22 protein-coding genes and 1 tRNA gene are annotated in these 25,212 nt (G+C 69.4%); 9 read left to right on the forward strand and 14 right to left on the reverse strand.

What is annotated here, in order from left to right:
• Positions 1-27: 27 nt before the first annotated feature.
• Positions 28-2,223, forward strand: coding sequence for a TPR repeat domain-containing protein (locus AU196_RS01385; protein WP_059093281.1), 2,196 nt, complete (start codon positions 28-30; stop codon positions 2,221-2,223).
• The gene (locus tag AU196_RS01390; RefSeq protein ID WP_059093282.1) at positions 2,223-3,002 is read left to right on the forward strand and encodes a hypothetical protein; all 780 of its coding nucleotides are present in this window, start codon (positions 2,223-2,225) and stop codon (positions 3,000-3,002) included. Before AU196_RS01385 ends, AU196_RS01390 begins: the two co-directional genes overlap by 1 nt.
• A 110-nt stretch (positions 3,003-3,112) precedes the next feature.
• Here the strand turns inward: AU196_RS01390 and AU196_RS01395 are convergent.
• A tRNA-Thr gene (locus AU196_RS01395) sits at positions 3,113-3,185 on the reverse strand.
• Between the two features lie 56 nt (positions 3,186-3,241).
• Complete coding sequence (locus tag AU196_RS01400) at positions 3,242-4,450, reverse strand: DNA polymerase III subunit delta' (protein ID WP_059093283.1); 1,209 nt, start codon at positions 4,448-4,450, stop codon at positions 3,242-3,244.
• A gap of 36 nt (positions 4,451-4,486) precedes the next feature.
• On the opposite strand from AU196_RS01400, the gene AU196_RS01405 reads away from it, so the two are divergent.
• Positions 4,487-6,118, forward strand: coding sequence for an adenylate/guanylate cyclase domain-containing protein (locus AU196_RS01405; protein WP_197415677.1), 1,632 nt, complete (start codon positions 4,487-4,489; stop codon positions 6,116-6,118).
• 3 nt (positions 6,119-6,121) lie between these two features.
• Here AU196_RS01405 and topA read toward each other — a convergent pair whose 3' ends face one another.
• From topA to AU196_RS01420, 3 genes are all read right to left on the reverse strand, one after another.
• On the reverse strand, positions 6,122-8,953 hold the full coding sequence (gene topA / locus AU196_RS01410) for a type I DNA topoisomerase (RefSeq protein ID WP_059093285.1): 2,832 nt from the start codon (positions 8,951-8,953) through the stop codon (positions 6,122-6,124).
• 121 nt (positions 8,954-9,074) lie between these two features.
• On the reverse strand, positions 9,075-9,668 hold the full coding sequence (locus AU196_RS01415; protein ID WP_059093286.1) for a hypothetical protein: 594 nt from the start codon (positions 9,666-9,668) through the stop codon (positions 9,075-9,077).
• A 134-nt stretch (positions 9,669-9,802) separates the two neighbouring features.
• Positions 9,803-10,006, reverse strand: a complete 204-nt coding sequence (locus AU196_RS01420; protein ID WP_011562175.1) for a cold-shock protein — start codon at positions 10,004-10,006, stop codon at positions 9,803-9,805.
• A 308-nt stretch (positions 10,007-10,314) separates the two neighbouring features.
• Between AU196_RS01420 and AU196_RS01425 the strand changes: the two genes are divergently transcribed.
• Both AU196_RS01425 and AU196_RS01430 read left to right on the forward strand, forming a co-directional pair.
• A complete protein-coding gene (locus AU196_RS01425) occupies positions 10,315-12,642 on the forward strand; it encodes a DEAD/DEAH box helicase (protein WP_059093287.1) in 2,328 nt (775 codons plus the stop codon).
• A 202-nt stretch (positions 12,643-12,844) separates the two neighbouring features.
• The gene (locus AU196_RS01430; protein WP_197415667.1) at positions 12,845-13,882 is read left to right on the forward strand and encodes a PAS domain-containing protein; all 1,038 of its coding nucleotides are present in this window, start codon (positions 12,845-12,847) and stop codon (positions 13,880-13,882) included.
• Here AU196_RS01430 and AU196_RS25955 read toward each other — a convergent pair.
• The 7 genes from AU196_RS25955 to ssd are packed head-to-tail and all read right to left on the reverse strand — an operon-like array spanning position 13,871 to position 18,382.
• Complete coding sequence (locus AU196_RS25955) at positions 13,871-14,326, reverse strand: Rv3654c family TadE-like protein (RefSeq protein WP_286140973.1); 456 nt, start codon at positions 14,324-14,326, stop codon at positions 13,871-13,873. The two genes, AU196_RS01430 and AU196_RS25955, sit on opposite strands and share 12 nt — an antisense overlap.
• Positions 14,211-14,531: a TadE family type IV pilus minor pilin gene (locus AU196_RS25960; protein WP_231737253.1), complete on the reverse strand. Its 321-nt coding sequence runs from the start codon at positions 14,529-14,531 to the stop codon at positions 14,211-14,213. Before AU196_RS25960 ends, AU196_RS25955 begins: the two co-directional genes overlap by 116 nt.
• A gap of 8 nt (positions 14,532-14,539) precedes the next feature.
• On the reverse strand, positions 14,540-14,746 hold the full coding sequence (locus AU196_RS01445) for a DUF4244 domain-containing protein (protein WP_059093290.1): 207 nt from the start codon (positions 14,744-14,746) through the stop codon (positions 14,540-14,542).
• A gap of 48 nt (positions 14,747-14,794) precedes the next feature.
• The gene (locus tag AU196_RS01450; protein WP_059093408.1) at positions 14,795-15,376 is read right to left on the reverse strand and encodes a type II secretion system F family protein; all 582 of its coding nucleotides are present in this window, start codon (positions 15,374-15,376) and stop codon (positions 14,795-14,797) included.
• Positions 15,373-16,161, reverse strand: coding sequence for a type II secretion system F family protein (locus tag AU196_RS01455; RefSeq protein WP_059093291.1), 789 nt, complete (start codon positions 16,159-16,161; stop codon positions 15,373-15,375). Before AU196_RS01455 ends, AU196_RS01450 begins: the two co-directional genes overlap by 4 nt.
• On the reverse strand, positions 16,158-17,324 hold the full coding sequence (locus tag AU196_RS01460) for a TadA family conjugal transfer-associated ATPase (protein ID WP_059093292.1): 1,167 nt from the start codon (positions 17,322-17,324) through the stop codon (positions 16,158-16,160). The genes AU196_RS01455 and AU196_RS01460 overlap by 4 nt, the downstream gene beginning before the upstream one ends.
• Positions 17,321-18,382 (reverse strand): septum site-determining protein Ssd, encoded by a 1,062-nt coding sequence (ssd, locus tag AU196_RS01465; RefSeq protein WP_059093293.1) that lies wholly within the window; start codon positions 18,380-18,382, stop codon positions 17,321-17,323. The genes AU196_RS01460 and ssd overlap by 4 nt, the downstream gene beginning before the upstream one ends.
• A gap of 496 nt (positions 18,383-18,878) precedes the next feature.
• Here ssd and AU196_RS01470 point away from each other — a divergent pair, with 496 nt between their 5' ends.
• Complete coding sequence (locus tag AU196_RS01470; RefSeq protein WP_231737279.1) at positions 18,879-19,667, forward strand: HAD-IB family hydrolase; 789 nt, start codon at positions 18,879-18,881, stop codon at positions 19,665-19,667.
• Positions 19,668-20,067: 400 nt separating this feature from the next.
• Here AU196_RS01470 and AU196_RS01475 read toward each other — a convergent pair whose 3' ends face one another.
• Positions 20,068-20,799, reverse strand: a complete 732-nt coding sequence (locus AU196_RS01475) for a hypothetical protein (protein ID WP_059093295.1) — start codon at positions 20,797-20,799, stop codon at positions 20,068-20,070.
• Between the two features lie 126 nt (positions 20,800-20,925).
• On the opposite strand from AU196_RS01475, the gene acs reads away from it, so the two are divergent.
• Complete coding sequence (gene acs, locus AU196_RS01480; RefSeq protein WP_059093296.1) at positions 20,926-22,890, forward strand: acetate--CoA ligase; 1,965 nt, start codon at positions 20,926-20,928, stop codon at positions 22,888-22,890.
• Between the two features lie 19 nt (positions 22,891-22,909).
• Here the strand turns inward: acs and AU196_RS01485 are convergent, their stop codons facing one another.
• On the reverse strand, positions 22,910-23,620 hold the full coding sequence (locus AU196_RS01485; protein WP_059093297.1) for a S1 family peptidase: 711 nt from the start codon (positions 23,618-23,620) through the stop codon (positions 22,910-22,912).
• A gap of 129 nt (positions 23,621-23,749) precedes the next feature.
• Between AU196_RS01485 and AU196_RS01490 the strand changes: the two genes are divergently transcribed.
• Both AU196_RS01490 and AU196_RS01495 read left to right on the forward strand, forming a co-directional pair.
• On the forward strand, positions 23,750-24,259 hold the full coding sequence (locus tag AU196_RS01490) for a phage holin family protein (RefSeq protein WP_059093409.1): 510 nt from the start codon (positions 23,750-23,752) through the stop codon (positions 24,257-24,259).
• Positions 24,259-25,212: an alpha/beta fold hydrolase gene (locus tag AU196_RS01495; protein ID WP_059093298.1), complete on the forward strand. Its 954-nt coding sequence runs from the start codon at positions 24,259-24,261 to the stop codon at positions 25,210-25,212. The genes AU196_RS01490 and AU196_RS01495 overlap by 1 nt, the downstream gene beginning before the upstream one ends.

The raw sequence follows: 25,212 nt of genomic DNA on the forward strand, positions 1-25,212 counted from the left end.
GGTGCGACGGGGGCGGGTGGGGCGCCGGTGAGCGCGCTTGACGGCTTCTACACAACGTGGGACAACGCCCGGCAAACGTTCGGAGAGGGCACCCCGCAGCCGGGCACGGATTTCGACAGCAGTCCGCAGTTGACCGATCTCGGATCCGGCGTCACCGCGGCGGCGCCCGGATCGACGTGGTCGGGGGCCGCCGCAACCCATTACGACAAGGCCAACACCGACCACCAGGCCGTCTTCACGCGGCTCGCGGAGTTGGACCGCAGGATCGCCCAGCAGGTCGACCAGTCGGCGCAGACGGTCGCGACGGGCCGGCAGAACCTGGATCACCTGCGCCAGTGGGTGACCGACGCCGCCAACAGCGTGCCGCCGGGTAAGCAGCGCGACGCGATGCTGATGCAGATCGCCAACAGGGGGCTCGGGCAGCTCACCGACGTCGTGCAGAAGACCAACGCCGAGTCGAACACGATCGCGCAGAATCTCGCCAGGCTGGCACCCGAGTTCGACGCGCTGGGGCGCGGTCAGAAGTTCGGCAACGGCGAGAAGGACGAGAAGAAGGACGACGCCGACGCGCTGGGGAACGAGCAGGCCCGCGCGACGCCCGAGAACGAGCGTGCGGAGCAGGATGTTCAGGCCGCGCTCGCCGGCGACCAGAATGCCGCCGCACGCGTCGAAGCTGTCCTCGGCAAGATCGAACCGGGGCAGCAACTGACCTCGGAGCAAGCCTCCTATCTGAGCCAGATGCAGGCCCAACAGCACGGGATGAGCGTCGACGATCTCCACAAAGCCGAACAACGGCTCGGGGACCACAAGGACATCATCGGCGACTCCTGGCAGCTGATGAGCAACGACGACGTCAGATTCCCCAGGACCGAGACCACACCGGAGGCTCTCGACGACCCCACTCGGATGACGACCGGTGGCTTCGATCAGCTCCCCCGGAGCGTCCAGGAAACCCTCGACGGGGCAGGCGACCTGAAGCAGGTCGACGATACGAACGTCCTGAAGAACTACGGAGACTTGCAGAAAGTCTCCGAGATCGTCGCCGACGGGAACGACAGGTTCCAGACGGGTACGGAAGTCGATCGCGGGTTGATGCGGGCCGCCGACGCGGTGATGGACAGCGATGTTCCCGCGGCCCACGCGTCCGCGGCGACGCAGGGCCTCTTCGAGGCCGTCGCGCCGGATCACCAGATCATCCACGACCACGTTCTCGGAACCCATGGCAGCGACGGGCAGGACTTCCTCCGCGACGTGAACCACATGCCCTGGAATGACGACGGCAAGGCCGCAGGCGCTCTGTTCAGCTGGACGCACGACAACCATCTCGAACCGGATATCGCCGACGCGACGGCCGAGGCATACGGACGGTATCTGGGCGAACACAAGAGCGAGTTGATGAACATCGCCGGACAGACGCTCGGTGAGTACAACCCCGAACTCGTCAAGGCGTACGCCCACGGCCTCTCTCCGTACGTGGACGACATCGCCAGTGTCGGTGGCGACGACGGCGACGGTTTCGCCGACCTCGACAGCAGTGATTCCGAGCGTCCGATCGGGAAGGGCGTCTTCTCGCTTCTGAGCACTCAGGAGGACGCCTACGTCGAGTTCAACAGCGCGGCCGACGCACTCGCAGTCGATCGCTCCCTCGACTGGGCCACCGACGTCAAGAACGGAGTGCCGGTTCCCGAAGATGATTCGAGAATGGCGGACGCCGCTGTGCTGAAAGGCATGGTCTCCGCCGGTGCGGCCGACGCGGCGCATGTGATGCAGCAGAACAGCGCGGAAGCTCATCAATGGCGAGAAACGGCCTACAAGACCGGGATCGCCGCCCTGAGCGGAATGAGCGGACCGGTGGGTGGACCCATGGTCGCGACCTTCGGTGAAGCAATGGAGAGTTCGTTCGTCGGGCCGCAGATCGATACGACGGCGCCGGTTGTACCGGACATGAAGCCTGATGAGGCATCCCGCTTCGCGGCCAATGCGCTATTGGCGACAGGAGCATTGAGGCCTGAAGACGTAGACCAGCGCTACCTGCTCGATGGAAGGTTGGCGTCCCGCGAAGAACTCGACGCTGCCAAAGTCTGGGTGCCCAAAGACACCGACTACAACGACGATCTGAATGACTACATCAATCGGGCCGGCGGAAATCCTGACTCGAACCCGGCCGACGACTTCATGTACTGGTACAACATGACAGTCAAGATTCCAGGTGGTGGGGGCTGATGACCGCCATTCGGCGCGTGACCCTGTTCCTCATCCTCGTCGCCGTTCTTTCCGCGTGTACACAGGATCGCGGTATCGAGCGTTGGCAGGGAACCAACACGGAGCTCAGATACGAGTGGACCGCTGACGCCGGCATGGATGTACGAACCGGACCCGCCGTGCCGGTTCGGGCCTTCGTGGAATCCTTCATGCTCAGTCAGAACGCGGGCGATATGGCCTACGCGTATCCCGGGTTCGAACGTGCAGTGCCCGACAACGGATCTGACCTCTGGGTGACCAGGCCGGCCCTTGATGTTCCGAGCAAGACGCCTTCGGTGGGCACTGTCACTCACCATCTTCTCTCCATGGACCGCACCGGTGACGAAGTCACGACCGTGGTCTGCACGTACAACTATCGCGTCGCAACTGAAACCGAGGACGGGTCCTACCGGAGCGTGGCGCGCGTCGGGCCAAAGAACGAACGCGGGATCGACGTCGCGAAGATTGCGCTTGTCGGCCCGAGATCGGAGCCCGGACCGCCACAATCCGGCCCACGACCCGACCCCGTCGACGACGTTTTCGGCGAGTGGCGCGTCCGCGGCATGCTCAATTATTGGACGGTGGGCGACCCGGGCTTCGCTGACGCCTGGCCGACATACGAGGCCGACAAACAGAAGTGCGTCGACAACGCGCCGGACCCGGCGCCGGTTCGCGCCGAGATCATCGATGGCACCCACCCCCGTGATTTCTTCCCCACCCAACCGCCCATTCCCGGCTGGCCCGAGGCTGCAAGCGGGTAGCCCATACCACCCTGGATCGCATGGTGGTGTCGTACGCCGACTGCACGGTTGGTGTACGCAAAACTCGAGTAGGCACGTCAACAACCGTGCGCTCGGCGAGGCAAGAAGAGAGCCGCCTAGGAGAATCGAACTCCTGACCTATTCATTACGAGTGAATCGCTCTACCGACTGAGCTAAGGCGGCGTGCCCGGCCAGACCGGGCGGCACGAGTCTACGGCAGCGCCCGCCGGCCACCAAAGTCAGTCCCGCAGCGCCTGTCCGACGGTGGCCACCATCGCGTCGACCGCGAACTTCGGCTTGACGTTCACCGCGAGCGCCTCGCGACACTCCAGCACCGCCTCGATGCAGCGCAGCAGCTTGTCCGGGGGCGCGTGCGCCGCCAGCGCCGCGACCTTGTCGGCCATGTCCGGATGGTTGGCCTGGACATGACCGGCCCCCGACGCCACCAGCAGCGCATCCCGGAAGTAGGTGGCCAGGTCGATCAGTGCGCGGTCCAGCGCGTCGCGAGAGGCCCTGGTCTGCCGCGACTTCTGCCGCTTCTCCAGATCCCTGATGGCCCCGGTCGCACCGCGCATGGTGCCCGCGGTGCCCTTCCCCGTCCCGCCCGCGCCCAGCGCCGTGCGCAGTTCCTCGACCTCGGTCTCGTTGCGGTCCACGGTCAGCGCCTTCGCCTCGGCGTCCGCCGAAGCCACGAGTTCCTCGGCCGCCGCATAGGCCCGCGACGGGGTGGCCGCGTCCCGAGCCAGGCTCAACGCCCGTTTGCGGCGATCGCGCGCCTGCTCGTCGACGACCAGCCGGCGCGCCCGCCCGACGTGACCGCCGCTCACCGACGCCGCCCAGCGGGCGTCCTGCTCCGACAGGCCGTCACCCTCGATGAGCACCTGGGTGATCGCGTCCACCGACGGGGTCACCAGCGCGACGTGCCTGCAGCGCGACCGCAGCGTGATCGCGATGTCCTCGGGGTCCACCGACGGCGCGCACAGGAGGAACACCGTCGACGGCGGTGGCTCCTCGACGACTTTCAGCAACGCGTTCGCCGCACCCTCGGTGAGCCGGTCGGCGTCCTCGACCACGACGATCTGCCAGCGGCCCGTTCCCGGCCGCCGCGAGGCGATCTGCACGATGTTGCGCATCTCGTCCACGCCGATGGACAGGCCCTCGGGGATGATCCGCCGGACGTCGGCGTGCGTACCGGCCATGGTCGTGGTGCACGCCCGGCACTCACCGCAGCCCGGGACACCGTCGGAGGTGCACTGCAGCGCGGCGGCAAAGCACAGCGCCGCGATCGACCTCCCCGACCCCGGTGGGCCGGTGATCAGCCACGCGTGTGTCATGGTCCCGGTGGCCGAGACACTGTGAGCGTCATCACCACGGGCAGCCTGTGCGGCACCCACCAACTCCGCCTCAACAGCGTGTTGGCCCACCAAACGGGAAAAAACTCCGGCCATCACCGCCAACAGTAGTGGTCAGACCGACACAACTCGCTGACAGCAGCGCTCAACGTCGCCTTCGCCCGATACGGTAAACGGGTGGCATCGGAGGCGGTACCGATCGGGCGAATCAGCGCATTCGTCCGCTGGGTGGCGCGTACGCCGTGGCCGGTCTTCACCCTGGGCATGCTCCAGGCCGACATCATCGGTGCGTTGTTCGTGCTCGGCTTCCTGCGATTCGGCCTGCCGCCCGAGGACCGCGTCCAGCTCCAGGACCTGCCCGCGGCCAACCTCGCGATCTTCCTGGGCTACCTGTTCGTCTCGTTCACCGTCGGCGCCTACCTGAGCCTGCGGCTGCTCATCCCCGTCATCCGGTGGCAGCGCCGCGACACCCTGCTGGCCGAGAGCGACCCCGGCACCACCGACCTGGCCCGGACCCGCGCCCTGCGAATGCCGTTCTACCGGACCGTGATCAGCGTCGCGAACTGGTGCCTGGGGTCGATCGTGTTCATCGTCGCGAGCTGGCCGGTCGCCAGCAAGTCGGCGCCCGTGGTGGCCGTCGCCACCGCACTCGGCGCGACGGCCACCGCGATCATCGGCTATTTACAGTCCGAGCGGGTGCTGCGACCGGTCGCCGTGGCGGCGCTGCGCGGCGGCGTCCCGGAGAACTTCCGAGCGCCCGGCGTGGTCCTGCGCCAGGTGCTCACCTGGGTGCTCTCCACGGGTGTGCCGGTGCTGGCGATCGTGCTCGCGCTGGTGGCCAGCCAGTTCGACATCCTCGAGGCCCCCGCCGACCGGCTGACCATGCCGATCCTGTTGCTGGCCATCGCCGCCCTGGTGATCGGGTTGGCCGGCACCGTGCTGGTGGCCATGTCGATCGCCGACCCGCTGCGCCAGCTGCGCTGGGCGCTCGGCGAGGTCCAGCGCGGCAACTACAACGCCCACATGCAGATCTACGACGCCAGCGAGCTGGGCCTGCTGCAGGCCGGATTCAACGACATGGTGCGCGACCTGTCCGAACGGCAGAGGCTGCGCGACCTGTTCGGCCGCTACGTCGGCGAGGATGTCGCGCGCCGGGCGCTGGAACGCGGTACCGAACTCGGCGGCCAGGAGCGCGACGTGGCCGTGCTGTTCGTGGACCTGGTCGGTTCCACCCATCTCGCCTCGACCATTCCGGCCGCCGACGTGGTCAACCTGCTCAACGACTTCTTCCGGGTGGTCGTCGACACCGTGAACCGCCACGGCGGCTTCGTCAACAAGTTCCAGGGTGACGCGGCGCTGTGCATCTTCGGGGCCCCGATCGAGCACCCGGATGCGTGCGGCGCGGCGCTGGCGGCGTCGCGCGAACTGCACGACGAGCTCATCAAGGTCCTCGGCCAGACCGAATTCGGCATCGGGGTGTCGGCGGGGCGCGCGATCGCCGGCCACATCGGCGCCCAGGCCCGCTTCGAGTACACGGTCATCGGCGACCCCGTCAACGAGGCCGCCCGGCTCACCGAGCTCGCGAAGCTGGAGCCGGGGCACGTCCTGGCGTCGGCGATCGCCGTCAGCGGGGCGCTCGACGCCGAGGCGTTATGCTGGAACGTCGGCGAGACCGTCGAACTGCGCGGCCGCATCGCCCCGACACAGTTGGCGCGCCCGGTGAACCTGATGTCCCCGCGCGAGATCAGCGATCTGTCGCGCTGAGCGCTACGCCTTCTTCGCGGCGGCCTTCTTGGCCGCGGTCTTCTTGGCTGCCGTCTTCTTCGCCGGCGCCTTCTTGGCGGCGGCCTTCTTCTTGACCGGACCCCGGGCCCGCCGGTCGGCGAGCAGTTCGGAGGCGCGCTCGTCGGTGATCGACATGACGTCGTCGCCCTTGCGCAGGCTGGCGTTGGTCTCGCCGTCGGTGACGTACGGGCCGAAGCGGCCGTCCTTGATCACCATCGGCTTACCGCTGACCGGGTCGGCGCCCAGCTCCCGCAGCGGCGGCGTCGCCGCACCCTGCCGGCCCCGGCGCTTGGGCTCGGAATAGATCTTGAGCGCCTCATCGAGGGTGATGGTGAACATCTGCTCCTCGGTGGCCAGCGATCGGGAGTCGGTGCCGCGCTTGAGGTATGGCCCGTACCGGCCGTTCTGCGCGGTGATCTCCTCGCCGGTGCCGGGGTCGACACCCACCACCCGCGGCAGCGACAGCAGCTTGAGTGCGTCGTCGAGCGTGACGGTCTCGAGGTCCATCGTGCGCAATAGTGAACCGGTGCGCGGTTTGGGGCCCGTGGGCTTCTTGCCCTTCTTCGCCGGCGTACCGGCGGTGCCTTCGTCGGGATCGTCCGACTCAGGGGCGGGCAGCACCTCGGTCACATACGGTCCGTACCGGCCGTCCTTGGCGACGATCTCGTGGCCGGTCTGCGGGTCGACACCCAGGGATCGGCCCTCTTGCGGTGTGGAGAACAGCTTTTCGGCCAGTTCCAGGGTCAACTCGTCGGGTGTCAGCTCGTCCTTGAGGTTGGCGCGCTGGGGTTTGAGGTCGCCCGGCTCACCGTCCTCGTCGGCGACCATCCGTTCGAGATACGGGCCGTTCTTGCCGACCCGGACGTAGATGGGACGGCCCTCGGCGTCGTCGAAGAGCTTGATGGAGTTGACTTCCCGGGCGTCGATCTCCTCGAGGTTGACGCCGACCAGTTTCTTCAGACCACCCGAGCGGGCGATCGAATCCCCGACGCCGTGCTCGCCGCCGAAGTAGAAGTTCTTGAGCCAGTTGGTCCTTCGCTCCTGACCGGAGGCGATCTCGTCGAGCTCGTCTTCCATCGCGGCGGTGAAACCGTAGTCCACGAGACGGCCGAAATGCTGCTCCAGCAAACCGATCACAGCGAACGCCACCCAGGACGGGACCAGCGCGCTGCCCTTCTTGTGGACGTAACCGCGGTCCTGAATGGTCTTGATGATCGACGAGTACGTCGACGGCCGGCCGATGCCCAGATCCTCGAGCGCCTTGATCAGCGAGGCCTCGGTGTAGCGGGCGGGCGGGCTGGTCTGGTGGCCGGCGGGCGTGAGCTCCTTGGCGTCCACACGCTGGCCCTGGGTCAGGTTCGGCAGCCGGCTCTCGGCGTCGTCGGACTCGCCGCCCGCGAGTTCGTCGATGCTCTCGACGTAGGCCTTGAGGAAGCCGGCGAAGGTGATGGTGCGCCCGCTCGCGGAGAACACCACCGACTGGCCGTCCCGGGAGTCCCCGCCGATCCGCAGGCTCAGCGTGGTGCCGCGGGCGTCGGCCATCTGGGAGGCGACGGTGCGCTGCCAGATCAGCTCGTAGAGCCGGAACTCGTCGGTGTCGAGTTGGGCGTGCAGCTGTCCGGGGGTCTGGAATACGTCGCCGGCGGGGCGGATCGCCTCGTGCGCCTCCTGGGCGTTCTTGACCTTACGGGTGTACTGGCGCGGCGTCGGGTGGACGTATTCCTCGCCGTAGAGCTGGCGGGCCTGATTGCGCGCGGCATCGATCGCTGACTGCGACAGCGTGGTCGAGTCGGTACGCATGTAGGTGATGTAGCCGTTCTCGTACAGCCGCTGCGCGATGCTCATCGTGCGCTCCGAGGAGAACCGCAGCTTGCGGCCCGCCTCCTGCTGCAGCGTGGACGTCATGAACGGCGCATACGGCCTGCGCGTGTAGGGCTTCTGCTCGACCGAGGCGACCGACAGCTGCGCGCCCTGCAGACCCGCCGCCAACGCCCCGGCCGCGGCCTCGTCGAGGACCAGGACCTCGTCGGGTTTGCGCACCTGACCGAGGGAGTCGAAATCGCGGCCGGTGGCCACCCGGCGACCGTCGACGCTGTTCAGTTTCGCCGTGAACGTCGGCGGGGTGGCCTGCGCATCGGAGACGCTGGCGTCCAGTTCGGCGCTCACATCCCAGTAGCCGGCGGTGCGGAAGGCCATCCGCTCGCGTTCACGCTGGACGATGATGCGGGTCGCCACGGACTGCACGCGGCCCGCCGAGAGCTTCGGCGCCACCTTCTTCCACAGCACCGGGCTGACCTCGTAGCCGTAGAGGCGGTCGAGGATGCGGCGGGTCTCCTGCGCGTCGACCAGGTCGTTGTCGAGGTCGCGGGGGCTTTCGGCGGCGGCGCGGATGGCGGGTTCGGTGATCTCGTGGAACACCATCCGCTTGACCGGGATGCGCGGTTTGAGCGTTTCCAGCAGGTGCCAGGCGATGGCCTCGCCCTCGCGGTCACCGTCCGTCGCGAGGTAGAGCTCGTCGACGTCCTTGAGGAGGCCCTTGAGCTCGGTGACGGTGCCCTTCTTGTCCGGGCTGATGATGTAGAGCGGTTCGAAGTCGTGTTCGACGTCGACGCCGAGGCGGGCCCACGGCTCCGACTTGTACTTGGCGGGCACGTCAGCAGCGGCTCTGGGCAGGTCACGGATGTGTCCGCGCGACGATTCGACGATGTAATTCGAGCCCAGATACCCGGCGATTTTGCGTGCCTTCGTCGGCGACTCGACAATGACGAGTCGCCGAACGCCATTGTTTCCGCCTCTGCGGCTACCGTCAGCCAACTGGATCCTGCTCCAATTCCTCGATCGCCATGCGGCGCCGGATGCCTCCGTCAGCGCCTGTCGGCACCTGACAATTTCGCACCCTACGCTGAGCGACGCAAACTGACCCCTTCGTCACGGGTCACTGAACGCTGGGCCAATGGGGCAACGCCGCGGCGTGTTCCGGAGGTTCCCCCACCGTCTCCACCAGGCGTGTCAGGCGGCGTCGACCACTGATTCGCAGTGCCGGACGGGACCCTCTGGTGCCGATCAGGGTCGGCGCGATCCCGATGCGCATCATCGCCGACGCCAGCGGCGAATGGGTGTCCGGCGCGTGCGGGTCCAGCCCGAGCAGATAGCCGTTGGGTTCCCTGGTGCCTGACGCCAACGTCCACGCCCGCAATTCACGGGGTCCGGGCAGCCACTGCGGGGGGACCGTCTTGACCGCGCCACGGGTCCATTCGGCGGCGATCGCGACCAGCCGCGGCTCCACGGCGGTGCGCACCAGCGGGGTGTTCTCGTCGGTGCGCGAGATCTCCGGGGTCAATCCGGCGTCGGCGATCATCTCGGAGAGCGCCTCGGCCCGCCACAGATCGTCCACGACCACCGAGAGCCGAGCACCCTGTTCGCGGCCCGCGCCGACCAGCACCACCTGACCGGGTGCGGCGAGCAACCCGGTGAGGTCGGCGACGGCGGGGGGTACCGCCTCCGCCGAGAAGAAGGACAGCTGGCTCACGAATCGACAGTAAGCCAGCCGAGCGTCCGCCGTGAGGTGCCCCGCGGCATGCGCAGCGACGGCACCGCGAACGAGAACACCCCCACAGTTCCGTGGAAGCGGATCAGTGGGGGTGTTTCGTCAGGCTCGCTGTACTAGATGGTGCGCACACCCGTAGCTTGCGGCCCCTTGGGGCTCTGGCCGACCTCGAACTCGACCTTCTGGTTCTCCTCCAGGGTGCGGAAGCCGCTGCCCTGAATCTCCGTGTAGTGGACAAACACGTCTGCGGAGCCGTCCTCGGGGGCGATGAAACCGAACCCCTTCTCCGCGTTGAACCACTTCACAGTTCCCTGTGGCATTTCCTGTTTTTTCCTTTTCTTCTTCTCCGGGTGCGGTCCACCGTTTCGGTACACCGGGCCCGTTCCGACCGCCATCCTTCGTGGAGTCGTCGGAACTCGACCCGACCTACAACCCTCGCAGGAACCGCGATCGCAACGTCGATCCTGCGAGTGCGAGTACACGAACACAGAAGCTGCGACCGCGCTAAGTCAATCACGTTCAGCGCTGGTGCGACAGTCTCAGCGCACTTCCTTGGGGAACAATTCACGTGTGCACCGACGCCGACGGCGCGGCGCACTGTTACGGACGTGTTTCGGAAGGGTGGGCAGTGTCAGATTTCGGCCGGGAGCTGCTGTCTTGTGCGGTGGCGGGAGTGGTGGCCGACGAGCATCCGCTGCGTCACGTCGCCGACCTCCCGCCCCGTTCGGGGCAACCGCAACCGTGGCCGCAGTGGGCGCACCCAGATGTCGTGCAGGCGTTCGTTGATCGGGGCGTGCGCACGCCGTGGTCCCATCAGCGCGAGGCGGCCGACCTCGCCCACGACGGCAGGCACGTGGTGCTGTCCACCGGCACGGCGTCCGGCAAATCGCTGGCCTACCAGCTGCTGATCCTGTCCGCGATGGCATCCGAGCCCCGTACGCGCGCACTGTATCTGTCGCCGACGAAGGCGCTCGGTCACGATCAGCTGCGCACCGCCCAGGCCCTCACCGACGCCGTCCCGGCCCTGCACGACGTGGCGCCGTCGTCCTATGACGGCGACAGCCCCGTCGACGTCCGGCGATTCGCCAGGGAGCGGTCGCGCTGGATCTTCTCCAACCCGGACATGATCCATCTGTCGCTGCTGCGCAACCACGCCCGCTGGGCCGTCTTCCTGCGCCATCTCAAGTTCATCGTGGTCGACGAATGCCATTACTACCGAGGCATATTCGGGTCGAACGTGGCACTGGTGCTGCGCCGCCTGCTGCGGCTGTGCGCGCGGTACTCGGCCGACGCGGGCGGCCCGACGGTGATCTTCGCCAGCGCGACCACCGCCGCACCGGCCGCGACCGCGGCCGAGCTGATCGGCCAGACCGTCGCGGAGGTCACCGACGACGGCTCACCACAGGGCGCGCGGACGGTGGCGCTGTGGGAACCGGCGCTGCTCACCGACCTGGTCGGCGAGAACGGCGCTCCGGTACGACGATCCGCGGGCGCGGAGGCCGCGCGGGTGATGGCCGATCTGATGGCCGAGGGGGCGCGGACGCTGACGTTCGTGCGGTCGCGCCGCGGGGCCGAACTCACCGCGCTCGGCGCGCGGGCGCGCCTCGAGGAGGTCGCACCCGAACTGGTCGAGCAGGTGGCCTCCTACCGGGCCGGCTATCTCGCCGAGGACCGCCGCGAACTCGAACGCGCCCTGGCCGACGGGCGACTGCGGGGACTGGCCACCACCAACGCGCTGGAACTCGGCGTCGACATCGCGGGGCTGGATGCCGTGGTGCTGGCCGGATTCCCGGGCACGGTCACGTCGTTCTGGCAGCAGGCGGGCCGCTCGGGGAGGCGCGGCCAGGGCGCGCTGATCGTGCTGGTGGCCCGCGACGACCCCCTCGACACCTACCTCGTGCACCATCCGGAGGCCCTGCTCGACCGGCCGATCGAAAGGGTGGTGATCGATCCGGCCAACCCCTATGTGCTTGCCCCGCAACTGCTCTGCGCGGCCACCGAGCTCCCGCTCACCGATTCCGAGGTGCGGATGTGGGACGCCGAGACGGTCGCCGAATCCCTGGTCGACGACGGTCTGCTGCGTCGGCGGGCACACGGGTACTTCCCCGTACCCGGCCTCGATCCCCATCCCGCCGTGGACATCCGTGGATCCACCGGCGGGCAGATCGCCATCCTCGAGGCCGACACCGGGCGCATGCTCGGCAGTGCGAACGCCGGCGCGGCGGCGGCGTCGGTGCATCCGGGCGCGGTGTACCTGCACCAGGGGGAGAGCTACGTCGTGGACTCGCTGTCCTTCGAAGACGGGGTGGCGTTCGTGCACGCCGAGGATCCCGGCTACACCACCTTCGCCAGGGAGGTGACCGACATCGCGGTGACCGGCGCCGGCGAGCGGGAGTCTCATGGCGCGGTCACCGTCGGCCTGGTCCCGGTGTCGGTGTCCAACACCGTGGTCGGCTATCTGCGCCGCCGACTCAACGGTGAGGTCATCGATTTCGTCGAGCTCGACATGCCGACCCGGACACTGGACACCATGGCGGCGATGTGCACGATCACCCCGGAAGCGCTGCTGGACAACGGGATCGACCCGTTGCGGTTCCCCGGTTCGCTGCACGCCGCCGAGCACGCCGCGATCGGACTGTTGCCCCTGGTGGCCAGCTGCGACCGCGGCGACATCGGCGGGGTGTCGACCGCGGTGGGCCCGGAGGACGGCCTGCCGACGATCTTCGTCTACGACGGCCATCCGGGCGGGGCCGGGTTCGCCGCGCGCGGGTTCCGGCAGATCCGTACCTGGTGGAGGGCGACCGCGGACGCCATCGAGGCGTGTGAGTGTCCAGGCGGCTGCCCGTCCTGTGTGCAGTCGCCCAAATGCGGGAACGGCAATGACCCCCTCGACAAGGCGGGTGCGGTGCGGGTGCTGCGGCTGGTGCTGCACGCGCTGGGCGATCGTCGCCGTTGACAGGGGGAACCGACCGACCCCTCGACGGTCGACTCCTCACACGCAATCCGTTTCGTGCACCCGGAACCGGGCTGGAAGCAAAATACCTCGTTGACGCACGGCTCGCCACCAAAACCGGGCCGTTTTTGGGGCCGCCGCCCGGTGACCGCGGCGGTTGCGCGACGGATTCGGTGGCGGTCCGTGCCACGTTAAAATCTCGGACATGAGCCACGACTGGCTGCTGGTGGAGACACTGGGGAGTGAGCCCGTCGTCGTCGCACAGGGTCGCCGAACCGAGAAGATGGTTCCGATCAGCGCGTTCCTACGGCGAAATCCCCATCTGATGGCGGTGCAGACCGCCATCGCCGAAACCGTCCGCGCAGGTCAGGGCCTGTCCAGCATCACCCCGAAGAACGACCGTGTGATTCGCACGGAGGTGGTGCAGATGTCCGACGGCCGCATCCACGGCGTCCACGTCTGGATCGGCCCTCCGAAGCTGGACCCACCCGAGCGCCCGCTGCCCGGACCGCTGAAGTGGGATCTGACGACCGGTATCGCGACCGCCACGACGCAGTCGCTGGCCAACAGCGGTCGCGACCCCGGCGCGGAGGACACCCACGGCCGGGCGCTGGCCGAGGACCTGCCGATGCGCGACCTCAATCCGAGCGAGACCAAGGTGCTCTCGATGGCGATCCGGCCGGAGCCCGGTCAGACGTTCTGCAGCACCTGGGATGTCACCGATCATCAGGGGACGCCCATCGCGGTCGGATTCAGCGCGCGCGCCCTGCTCGAGGCAGAGGAAGGCGCGGAGAAGCTGGTCTGCCGGGCGATGAACTGGCGCGCGGAGCGCGAGGGTCCCGAGCACCCGCCGCCGGACCACCTGGCCCAGCGGATCCTCGACGGGCTGGCCCAGGCCGGCCTGCACCGGGCGCTGGTGGATCTGGACAACTGGAAGCTGCTGAAGTGGCTCGACCCGCCGGCCCCGTTCTACGACTGGCGCGCCAACGAGGTGCACCCTGATGACGACGCCCACTTGGCGCGCATGATCACCGAACTCGCCGACCGGGCCACCACGGCGGTCCTGCGGTTGCGGACCGCCGACGGCGGCTGGGCGCCCGTGCACGTCACGATCAACCGGATCGAACTCGAACCGGGGACCATCGCCGGCCTCGCGTCGGTGCGGCTGCCGACCGACGAGGAACTGCGCGAGGCGCGTCTCGCGGCCGCCGCCGCACCGCCGTCGTCGTCGTCACCGGAGTAGCGCAGGCCCCGCCCGGGCCGCCGCGCGCGCAAGACCGAGCCGCCACACCCCCAGGCCCGGTTCGGCCTCGACGTGGACGACCACCTGCAGACCCTCGACGGTGCAGTCGGCGACCGCGGTGTCCATCGACCCGGCGACGAATCTCGCCTGCGCGCAAGCCGATTCGGCTCCCGAGGTGATGTGACCTGCCGCCGCCAACGCGGCGAGGTCCGCGGCGGCCTGCGCCCGGTGGCGTGCGACCACCGCCGACCCGATCTGGGCCAGACCACCGGTGACGGCGACCAGCACCGCCACGGCGGCGACCGCGATGAGACTCGCCGCGCCGCGGTCATCGCACGCCGGGTTCGGTCGCCGCGACCGCCTGTGCGGCGATGGTGAGGCCCAACAGGATCGGAGGCCTGCTGCTGACGCGCGCGACCACCACTCCCCCGTCCCGCCGGAGATCGACCGCCGCCCCGTCGGGGGCGATCCTGCCCGCCATCTCGGTGGCCGACCGCTCGTCACCACGGGCCGCCAACCGTGCCGCCTCACGGGCGGCGTCGACGCAGCGCACCTGGGCGCCGACAGCGGACAGCCCGGCGACGCACATGCCCACCACGACCACCAGCGCGGCGACGGCGAACGCGGCCTCGACCGTGGCGCCACCCACATCGTCACTCAGACATCGGTTTTCAGCGCACGGCTGATGATGTTGGTCAATGCGCTCACGATCGAGTCGCCGGTGACCACCGTGTAGAGAATCGCACCGAACGCCGCCGCGGCGACCGTCCCGATGGCGTATTCGACGGTGGACATGCCGGCGTCGTCGACCGCCAGCACGGTCAGCCGCGCCTGGAACTCCTCGAACATCGCCCTCACCGACATCGTGCCCTCCCTTGCTTCCGTCCGCGGACGGTCCGCGAATCCCGGTCATCACCACAGCCCCGACTGCAGGACGTCACCGGCCAGGCCGACCACCACGGGCACGATGCCCAGGCACAGGAAGGCCGGCAGGTAGCACACCCCGAGCGGCGCAGCGATCAGCACACCCGCGCGCTCCGCGGCGGCCCGTGCGGTATCGGCTGCGTCGCTTCGTGATTCGGTGGCCAGGTCGGCGACACCCTGCGCCAGGGCCGTACCGGACTCCGCGGACCGGCGGGCCAGCCGCATCAGGGCGCGGGCGTGGTCGTCGAGCGGCGGCCCGGGGTCCGACCATGCGGTCGCCGCGCCGGCACCGAGGGCCAGCATGTCGGCCGCCCTGGCCAGGATGCGGGCCAGCCCGGGCGGCGCCGACGTCGCGGCGGCCGATGCGGCGGCCGACACCGCCATGCCCGACGACAGACAGGCAGCCAGTACGTCGAAGGTCGACGCCGCGGCGAGTGGATCATCGGCGCCGCCCCGCTGGGCCTGGCGAGGGCCCGGACGATCGGGCGGGCGCAATCGCGCCATCCGGACGCCGCCGTCGCGGCCGGTCAACAGGAGGGCCAGGGCCAGCAGCATGGCCGCCACGCTCACGTCGTCACCCCCGCGGTGATGCGGTCCGACCACAGCAGCCCGACGCACGACAGCGTCACACCGGCGAGCAACAGCCAGCCTCCTGCCCCACTCGTGAGCAGGAAGGCCACCGGTTCGGCGCCGATCAGCTGGCCGAGGCCGATGCCGAGCAGGGGCAGACCCGCCAGCACCGCGGCGGTCGCCCGGGCACCCGCCATCCCGGCGTTCACCCGGGACGAGAAGCGTTGCCGCTCGGCGATGTCGCGTTGCGCGGTCTGCATGAGCGCGACGATGGAGAGGCCGTGGCTCTGAGCCAGCTCCCAACACACCGCGATGCGGCCCCAGTGTGACGCCAGCGCGGACTTCCCCGCGGTGTCGCGAAGGCCGGCCGCCACGTCCGCGCCCAGGCGGGCGCGTGCCGCGACCGCCCGCAGGGAGTCCGCCACCGGCCCGTCGGTCTCCCGCGCGGCGGCCTCGAAGGCGGCGACCGGGTGTGCACCCACCCGGAGTTCGCCCACCAAGACCTCGAGCGCGGCCTCCAATGACTCCGCCTCCCGGTCGCACTTCCTCCGCGCGCGCCGGCGGCGCATCCGCGCGGCGGCGGTGGCACCTGCCACGCCCGCCGCCAACACGACTCCGGCGGACGCCACCGACCACACCACGACCGCCGACACCATGGCCGGCACCGCGAGCGCGCGAAGACACCGGCGCCGCCCCGGCCGCGCCTCCGGTGTGCGCAGCCGCCTGCTCACGTCGACGGGGTTGAACAGCAGGGCCAACGCCAGTGCGACCGCGGCGACGCTCATCCGAGACTCCTCGACGACACCAGGCGACGAAGCTCGTCGGCACCGGCGTCGAGCCCACGACCGATCCGCCACGCCGGGACCACCCGGACACGGCCGTCGTCGTGCGTCCGGAGCACCGCGATCTCCGTGAGCCGACGGATGCCCGTGCCGTCGCGAGACACATGCAGCAGCACCTGTACCGCGGCGGCCAACTGGCTGTGCAGCACCGGGCTGCTGAGCCCGCCCACCGCACCGAGCGCCTCCATCCGGGCCGGGACCTCGGCGGGATTGTTGGCGTGCACGGTGCCGGCACCGCCGTCGTGACCGGTGTTGAGCGCGGCGAGCAGGTCCACCACCTCCGCGCCGCGGACCTCGCCGACGACGATCCGGTCCGGCCGCATCCGCAGTGCCTGGCGCACGAGCTCGCGCACCGTCACCTCGCCGACCCCCTCGACGTTGGCGCCGCGGGCGACGAGTTTCACCACGTGTGGATGCCGGGGCGCCAGTTCGGCGGCGTCCTCGACGCACACGATCCGCTCGTTCGGCGCGACCGCGCCGAGAGCGGCCGCGAGCAGTGTCGTCTTTCCCGCACCCGTGCCTCCGCTGATCAGAAACGCCAGCCGGGCGTCGATGACGTCCCGCAGCAGCGGGGACGCCTCGTCGACGATCGTCCCCGCGCCGACGAGGGCGGCGAGATCCTGGGTCGCGGGGCGCAACACCCGCAGGGAGAGGCACGTTCCGCCGGCCGCGACCGGCGGGAGTACGGCATGCAGGCGCACGGTGAACTCGCCGGTGCCCAGCCCCTCGAGGTGACCGTCGACCCACGGCTGGGCCTCGTCGAGGCGGCGTCCGGCGGCCAGCGCCAGCCGCTGCGCGAGGCGCCGCACTGCGCCTTCGTCGGCGAACCGGATCCCGGTGCGGCGCAGCCCCTGCCCGTCGTCGACCCACACGGCGTCCGGCGCGGTGACCAGGACATCGGTCGTGCCGTCGGCGCCGAGCAGAGGTTCGAGGGGTCCGGCGCCGGTCAGTTCGGTCTGCAGCGCACGCAGATTGGTGAGCACCTCGGTGTCACCGAGCACGCCGCCCGACTCGGCCCGGATGGCGGCCGCGACGACGGCCGGGTTCAGCGGGGACGCTTCGGCGGCCAGCCGCTCGCGCACCCGGTCGATCAGCGATGCCGTCATGCCGCCGCCTCCGCGGGATGCCGGTGCAGCACGGTCAGCACCCGGCGTGCTGCGGCCGCCAGCGGAGACCGCGCGGCGATCCGCAGCCCGCCGCGTTCGAGCGCCTCGGCCATGCCGGGCTGTGGTCGCATCGCGGCCAGCAGCGGCAGCCCGACCGACCTCGCCACCTCCGACGCGCGCAAACCACCCGGCGCCGGCCCGCGAACCACCAGGCCGACGTTCGGGTTGATCGCCGACAGCCACGGCACCATCGCCCCGGCCGCGGCGCAGGCGCGAACCTCAGCGGTGACGATCACGATCACCAGGTCAGCGGCGTCGAGCGCGACCTCCGCCGCCGACGTCGAGCGACGCGGCACGTCGCACACCACCGTGGCCCCGCCACGGCTGCCCGCCTCCACCACCGCGGCCAGCGCGGTCGGGTCGATCTCCATTCCGCCGCGTCCGTTGGCCAGCAGCGTCACCCCGCCGTGCCGGGGCAGGGCGTCGCGCAGTGACGGGTAGCCGAGCCGGCCGCCCCGCAGGGACAGATCCGGCCAGCGCAGGCCCGCGGCGGTCTCGGCACCCAGGAGCAGGTCCAGCCCACCGCTCCAGGGGTCGACGTCGACGAGCAGCGCGTCGGGGACGGACAGCGCCAGCGCCGCGGCGAGCACCGATGCTCCCGCGCCGCCCCGACCGGCCACGACTGCGGCGATAGGGCCCTGCCGCGCGTCCTCGCGCACCGCGTCGACGGCGTCGGCGAGCAGGACGACCAGTTCGCCCTCCTGTTCGGGCAGCGCCAGCACCCGCTGTGCACCCACGGTGATCGCCGCGCGCCAGTGGTCCTCGTCGAGCGGAGCGTGGCCGACGAGCACGACGCGCTCACGTCTCGGGAGTGCCCGTTCGGCGCACCGGCGGGCCGTGTCCACGTCGAGGAGGACCGCCGCCGCGGCGCACCAACTCTTCCGGCTCGACGGTTGCGCGGTGTGGATCACCTCGACCGCCGCCGCCGCGGCGATGCGGTCGACATCGTCGCGCAGGGCCGGACCGCTCAGCATCACGAGCACGCCTGGGGTGGTCATGGCCCCACTGTGCCGCGCGGGCCGTCGACGAAACGTCCGCCGACGCCCGTTCCGCTACCACCTGTGGATGAACCAGCAACTGTGGACAACCAGCCGAGAGCGCTCCGGATTGCGGTTGGGCAACGTTTCGGCCACGAAATGACTTATCCGGATTGCGAATGCAACCCCCGAAAAAGGGACGACCCCCGCCAGGGGGGGAGGAGGCGGAGGTCGTCGTGTATCAGCCCCGGGGGGTCGGGCTGATGCACACCCGGCATAACCCGGGTAACGCCCACTATACACACGGTACGGCCACGGAATGCAAGTCCCGAACGCGTTTGTCATGAGTGATTCGTGAGAAAACTGCGCCTCAGGACACGTGTCGTGATCTGCCATTTTGTACACCTGGCACCCCGGATGTCACGGCGTTCGTGTTTATGCTGGCCACGTGAGCGCATCTGAGCAGGACGCCGCGTCGCCGAGCGACCACCGAGCGGTTTCGTCGCCCGATCACCCGGTGCGCACCGCCGCGTTTTTCGATCTTGACAAGACGGTCATTGCGAAGTCGAGCACATTGGCTTTCAGCAAACCTTTCTTCGATCAGGGCCTGCTGAACCGGCGGGCCGTGCTCAAGTCGACCTATGCGCAGTTCTTCTTCCTGATGTCGGGCGCCGACCACGACCAGATGGACCGCATGCGGTCCTACGTGACGAACATGTGCACCGGCTGGGACGTCGAACAGATCAAGTCCATCGTCGGCGAGACGCTGCACGACATCGTCGACCCCCTCGTGTTCGCCGAGGCGGCCGACCTGATCGCCGACCACAAACTCTGCGGCCGCGACGTGGTCGTCGTGTCGGCGTCCGGCGAGGAGATCGTCGCGCCGATCGCCCGCGCAGTGGGCGCCACCCATGCGATGGCGACCCGGATGGTCGTCGAAGACGGGCGCTACACCGGGGAGATCGCCTTCTACTGCTACGGCGAGGGCAAGGTCGAGGCCATCCGCGCGCTGGCCGCCCGCGAGGGATACGCGCTCGAGCACTGCTACGCCTACTCCGATTCGATCACCGATCTGCCGATGCTGTCGGCGGTCGGCCATCCGACCGTGGTGAACCCGGACCGCGCGCTGCGCAAGGAGGCCGCTGCCAGGGGTTGGCCGGTGCTGACCTTCAGCCGGCCGGTGTCGCTGCGCGACCGCATCCCCGCCCCGTCGGGCGCCGCGGTCGCCACGACGGCGGCGGTCGGGATGAGTGCGCTCGCCGCCGGCGCGCTGACGTATTCGCTGCTCCGCCGCTTCGCGCTCTGACCGTTGCTGAGGGCGAGGCCGTAACGATCGGGAATCGGGCCGGTGTCGGCCTTGATGTGACGGCCGTCACGGAGTACAAAGGAGGCACGGAAGCCTGACGAGGCCAAGATGTCACCGGAAGAGAAGGCGACACCTCCCGAATCAGGCAACCCAGCACGGAACCCGGCACCCACGCGGAGCACATGCCGCGGAATAGGCAAAAGTGTTGCGGGCCTGCGTAATTGCGAAAAGCGGACGATCACGACGACTCTTTGGGTGGAGAAGTCGATCGAGGCGCATCGCACTGACGCCGAGGCCAACCCACGCAATCCCCACAGCACGCTTGGTAACCGGAGTCCGTGCTAGCGGGCGGCGAGCCGAACTCGGATCGGATCGTCGCCCGCTTCGCGTTGCTGGGAGGTCATCCCGACGCGATCTGCAGGGCCTCGCGAGCCCCCTCGTGCAGCGCTCGGCAGCTCAGCAGCAACCACGCCGTCAGCCCGTCGGGCGTCCCGGACGCGAACCCGCGCGCGGCGGCCAGATAGTCCCCGGACTGGCGCATCCAGTACACCTCGGGGACGCCGAGGCCGTGCGGATCCAGCCCGCTGGCGATCGTCACCAACCGCGACACTCCCCTGGCCACCACGCCGTCGGCCGTGCCGAACGGCGCCAGTGTCAGCAGTTCGCCGTGCGCGACGGCGGCGAGCACCGGAGCCGGTGCCCGCGAGCCGCCGGTGAGGATCCCGACCAGCAGCTCCAACCGCCGGCCGACGCCCGCGTCCGCGCGGGGCCGACCGAGGTGTTCGTCGTCGGTGAGGTCGGCGGCCGCCAACGAGTGCAACCGGGCGAGCGCCTGCAGCGGGGCACGCTGCCACACGTCGACCAGCGCGGTCGCACCCCCCTCGAGCGCCTGTGACACCCGCAGCGCGCCGGCCAGCACCGGATCCGGGTCGCCCGTCTCGCCCAGTTGCAGCGATCCGCCGTCGAGCACCGACGACGCCCGCGCCGCCCGCAGCGCCGCCTCGGCGGCCGTGGCCGGCCAGCCGCGCAGATTGGTCTTGTGCCGGTGCGCCCGCCCCAGCGCGGCGCGGGCTTCGTCGCCGGCCTCGGCCACTCCCGGTAGCTCGACGAGGGGGGCCAGCGGATCGGTCATGGCTGCCCACGGTAGTCGACCGCTGGGCCGCGGTTTCCCGACGTTCGTCGCATGAGATCGGCCGTCCGCAGGTGGTGATGTGAGGTCTCGATGTGTAGGTCACGTCGGGTGACTACGCTCACACCCATGTCCGAGGTGCACACCGAAGTCCCGTCCAGCTACCCGCCGCCCGCCGAATTCGCCGAGCAGGCGAACGCCGGAGCGGAGATCTACCGCGACGCCGAGGAAGACCGACTCGCCTTCTGGGGCAAGCAGGCCGAGCGACTGTCGTGGGACACCCCGTTCACCGAGGTGCTCGACTGGTCGGACGCCCCCTTCGCGAAGTGGTTCGTCGGCGGCAAGATCAACGTCGCCTACAACTGCGTCGACCGGCACGTCGAGGCAGGCAACGGTGACCGCGTGGCGATCCACTGGGAGGGTGAGCCCGTCGGCGACTCCCGCACCCTGACCTACGCCGAACTCAAAGACGAGGTGTGCAAGGCGGCCAACGCGCTGACCGACCTCGGCCTGACGGCAGGCGACCGGGTCGCCATCTACATGCCGATGGTGCCCGAGGCGATCGTGGCGATGCTGGCCTGCGCACGCCTCGGCGTCATGCACTCGGTCGTGTTCGCCGGGTTCTCGGCCTCGGCGCTCAAGGCTCGCATCGAGGACGCCGAAGCCAAACTCGTCATCACCACCGACGGTCAGTACCGCCGCGGCAAGGCCGCCTCCCTGAAAGAGGCGGTCGACGAGGCCGTCCAGGGTCAACCCTCGATCGAACACGTTCTGGTGGTGCGGCGCACCGGTATCGACATCGCGTGGACCGACGGGCGCGACCTGTGGTGGCACGAGACCGTCGACGGCGCGTCCACCGAGCACACCCCCGAGGCCTTCGACTCGGAGCACCCGCTGTTCCTGCTCTACACCTCGGGCACCACCGGCAAGCCCAAGGGCATCATGCACACCACCGGCGGATTCCTCGTGCAGTCGTCGTACACGCATTACAACGTGTTCGACGTGAAACCCGACACCGACGTGTACTGGTGCACCGCCGACATCGGCTGGGTCACCGGCCACACGTACATCGTCTACGGCCCGCTGTCGAACGGTGTGACCCAGGTGGTCTACGAGGGCACCCCGACGTCGCCGACCGAGCACCGGCACTTCGAGGTCATCGAGAAATACGGCGTCACCATCTACTACACGGCGCCGACGCTGATCCGCACGTTCATGAAGCTCGGCCGCGCGATTCCCGACGCCCACGACCTGTCGAGTCTGCGGCTGCTCGGTTCGGTCGGTGAGCCGATCAACCCCGAGGCGTGGCGCTGGTATCGGAACGCGTTCGGCGACAACAAGACCCCGATCGTGGACACCTGGTGGCAGACCGAGACCGGCGCGATCATGATCTCCCCGCTCCCGGGTGTCACGGCGGCCAAACCGGGTTCGGCGATGACGCCGCTGCCCGGCATCTCGGCCAAGATCGTCGACGACGACGGCAACCAGCTCCCGCCCGGCAGCGACCACGGCGAGCAGGCGAACGGATACCTGGTCCTCGACCAGCCCTGGCCGGCGATGCTGCGCGGCATCTGGAACGATCCGCAGCGCTTCAAGGACACCTACTGGTCCCGATTCGCCGAGCAGGGTTGGTATTTCGCCGGCGACGGCGCGCGGTACGACGCGGACGGCAATATCTGGGTGTTGGGCCGCATCGACGACGTGATGAACGTGTCCGGGCACCGGATCTCGACGGCGGAGGTCGAGTCGGCGCTCGTGGGGCATTCGCACGTGGCCGAGGCCGCCGTCGTCGGCGCCACCGACGACCACACCGGACAGGCGATCTGCGCGTTCGTCATCCTCGAGTCCTCGGCCGCGGACAAGCCGCACGAGCACATGGTCGAGGAACTGCGCGCCGAGGTGGCCAAGGAGATCTCACCGATCGCCCGCCCGCGCGAGATCCACGTGGTGCCCGAACTCCCCAAGACCCGCAGCGGCAAGATCATGCGCCGTCTGCTGCGCGACGTCGCCGAGGGCCGCGAACTCGGCGACACCTCGACGCTGGTCGACCCGGGCGTGTTCGAGGCGATCCGCGCCAGCAAGGCCGAGGTCTAGCCTCGGCCGGCACCGAAATCTAGGCCACCGCGCCGACCGGGACGAAGCCCGAACCCGGTCGGCCCTTGGCCGCGATGTCGGCGAGTTGGGTGTTGAACGACATCGTCACCGCCGGGGTGTGCAGCGGGATGTACTTCACGACGCACGTCGGCAGGCCCTCGGTGTAGGCGCCGTGGATCATCCCGACCAGGCGGTTGTCGACCGTGACCGGCGCACCGGAGTCGCCGGGCTGGCCGCACACCTGGTTGACGATCGTGCCCGGATCCTCACCCGGGCCCCATGTCACACCGCACGAGTAGCCGGTGGTGCGGCCCAGCTTGCAGGCGACCTGACCGAACGCGGGGTCCGGTCCGAGGCCGTTGATCTGGAAACCGTTGACGTTGTTGGTCGGGGTGACCTTCTGCGGGTCGAATTGGATCACCGCGTAGTCGAGGGCCTCATTGCCGGCGACCATCGTGCCGAGAATTCCCGCGTCCTGCGCGCCCTCGGCAGCCACCGTCGCGCCGGGTCCCCCGCAGTGCGCCGAGGTGAAACCGATCAGGTTGCCGCGGTTGTCGTTGCCGATGGCGGTCAGCGTGCAGAAGGACTCACCGTTGACGATGATGCCCGAGCCGCCGCCGAGGACGACGGGTCCGGCGGCGCCGGCGCCGGCGGCCGTGGCGATCGCGCCGGCGATGCTGACGGCCACCGCCGCGACGATCTGCGCCACTCGGCGGTGTCCGGTACCCACAGTGTCTCCCCCGTCGACGTGCCCGACCCGCCTCATGATCAAGTCAGTCTATCGCCGGTCGGAATCGTTGCACCGATCCCCGCATGGCAACATGAAGCGCGACTGACATCACAGCGGGAGGAAGTGTCCGTGAGCCGAGGCGATCGCAAGAACGGCGTGCCCACCACCGTCACATCGATCCCGCTGGTGGATCCACATGCGCCCAAGCCGGATCCCTCGATCGGCGACCTGGTCAAAGACGCCACCTCGCAGGTGTCGACGCTGGTGCGCGCCGAGGTCGAACTGGCCAAGGCCGAGATCACCCGTGACGTCAAGAAGGGGCTGACCGGCAGCGTCTTCTTCATCGCCGCGCTGGTCGTGCTGTTCTACTCGACGTTCTTCTTCTTCTTCTTCGCCGCCGAACTGCTCGACACCTGGCTGTGGCGGTGGGCGTCGTTCCTGATCGTCTTCGGCGTCATGGTGGTGGTGACCGCGCTGCTGGCGCTGCTGGGCTATCTGAAGGTGCGCCGGATCCGCGGCCCGCAGAAGACGATCGAGTCGGTCAAGGAGACGCGCGAGGCGCTCACCCCGGGCCACGAGAAGGCACCGAAGGCGGTCGCGGTCGCGGACAACAAGACCGGCGACCCGTCCGGCTGGTAATGCCGCCGCCCGACCCCTCGGTCGTCCGGATCGACGGTCCCTGGCGTCATCTCGAGGTCCACGCCAACGGCATCCGCTTCCACGTCGTCGAGGCCGAGTCGCCGGATGCGGCCACCGTTCCGATGACCGAGCGACCACTGGTCATCCTGCTGCACGGATTCGCCTCGTTCTGGTGGTCGTGGCGCCATCAGCTGCGGGGCCTCGGCGGTGCCCGCGTCGTGGCCGTCGATCTGCGTGGGTACGGCGGCAGTGACAAACCGCCCCGCGGCTACGACGGGTGGACGTTGGCCGGTGACACGGCCGGTCTGGTGCGGGCGCTGGGCCACCAGACCGCGACGTTGGTCGGCCACGCCGACGGTGGGTTGGTGTGTTGGGCCACGTCGGTGCTGCATCCCCGCGTCGTCCGCGCGATCGCGGTGGTCAGTTCGCCGCACCCCGTGGCGCTGCGCGCGTCGGTGACGAGGCGGCGCGATCAGGGCCGGGCGCTGCTGCCGTCGCTGTTGCGATACCAGACGCCGATATGGCCGGAACGGACGCTGACCCGCCACGACGGCGCCGAGGTCGAGAACCTCGTCCGGGCCCGCTCCGGCCTGAGATGGCAAGCGACGGAGGATTTCTCGGAGACGGTCGGACATCTGCGCAAGGCCATCCAGATCCCGTCGGCCGCGCATTCGGCACTGGAGTACCAACGCTGGGCGGTGCGCAGCCAGCTGCGCGGCGAGGGCCGTCGCTTCATGCGTTTGATGAGGCGGCCGCTGGGGGTCCCGATGCTGCACCTGCGCGGCGACGCCGACCCGTACGTCCTCGGCGATCCGGTGTACCGCACCCAACGCCTCACACCGCACGGGAGTTACGTATCACTGGACGGCGCAGGCCATTACGGTCACGAGGAGGCGCCGGACGAGGTCAACGAACAGCTCGGCCGGTTCCTCGGCCAGGTGTACCGGCGCTGA

Source organism: Mycobacterium sp. IS-1742 (assembly GCF_001500125.1).
Classification (GTDB): domain Bacteria; phylum Actinomycetota; class Actinomycetes; order Mycobacteriales; family Mycobacteriaceae; genus Mycobacterium.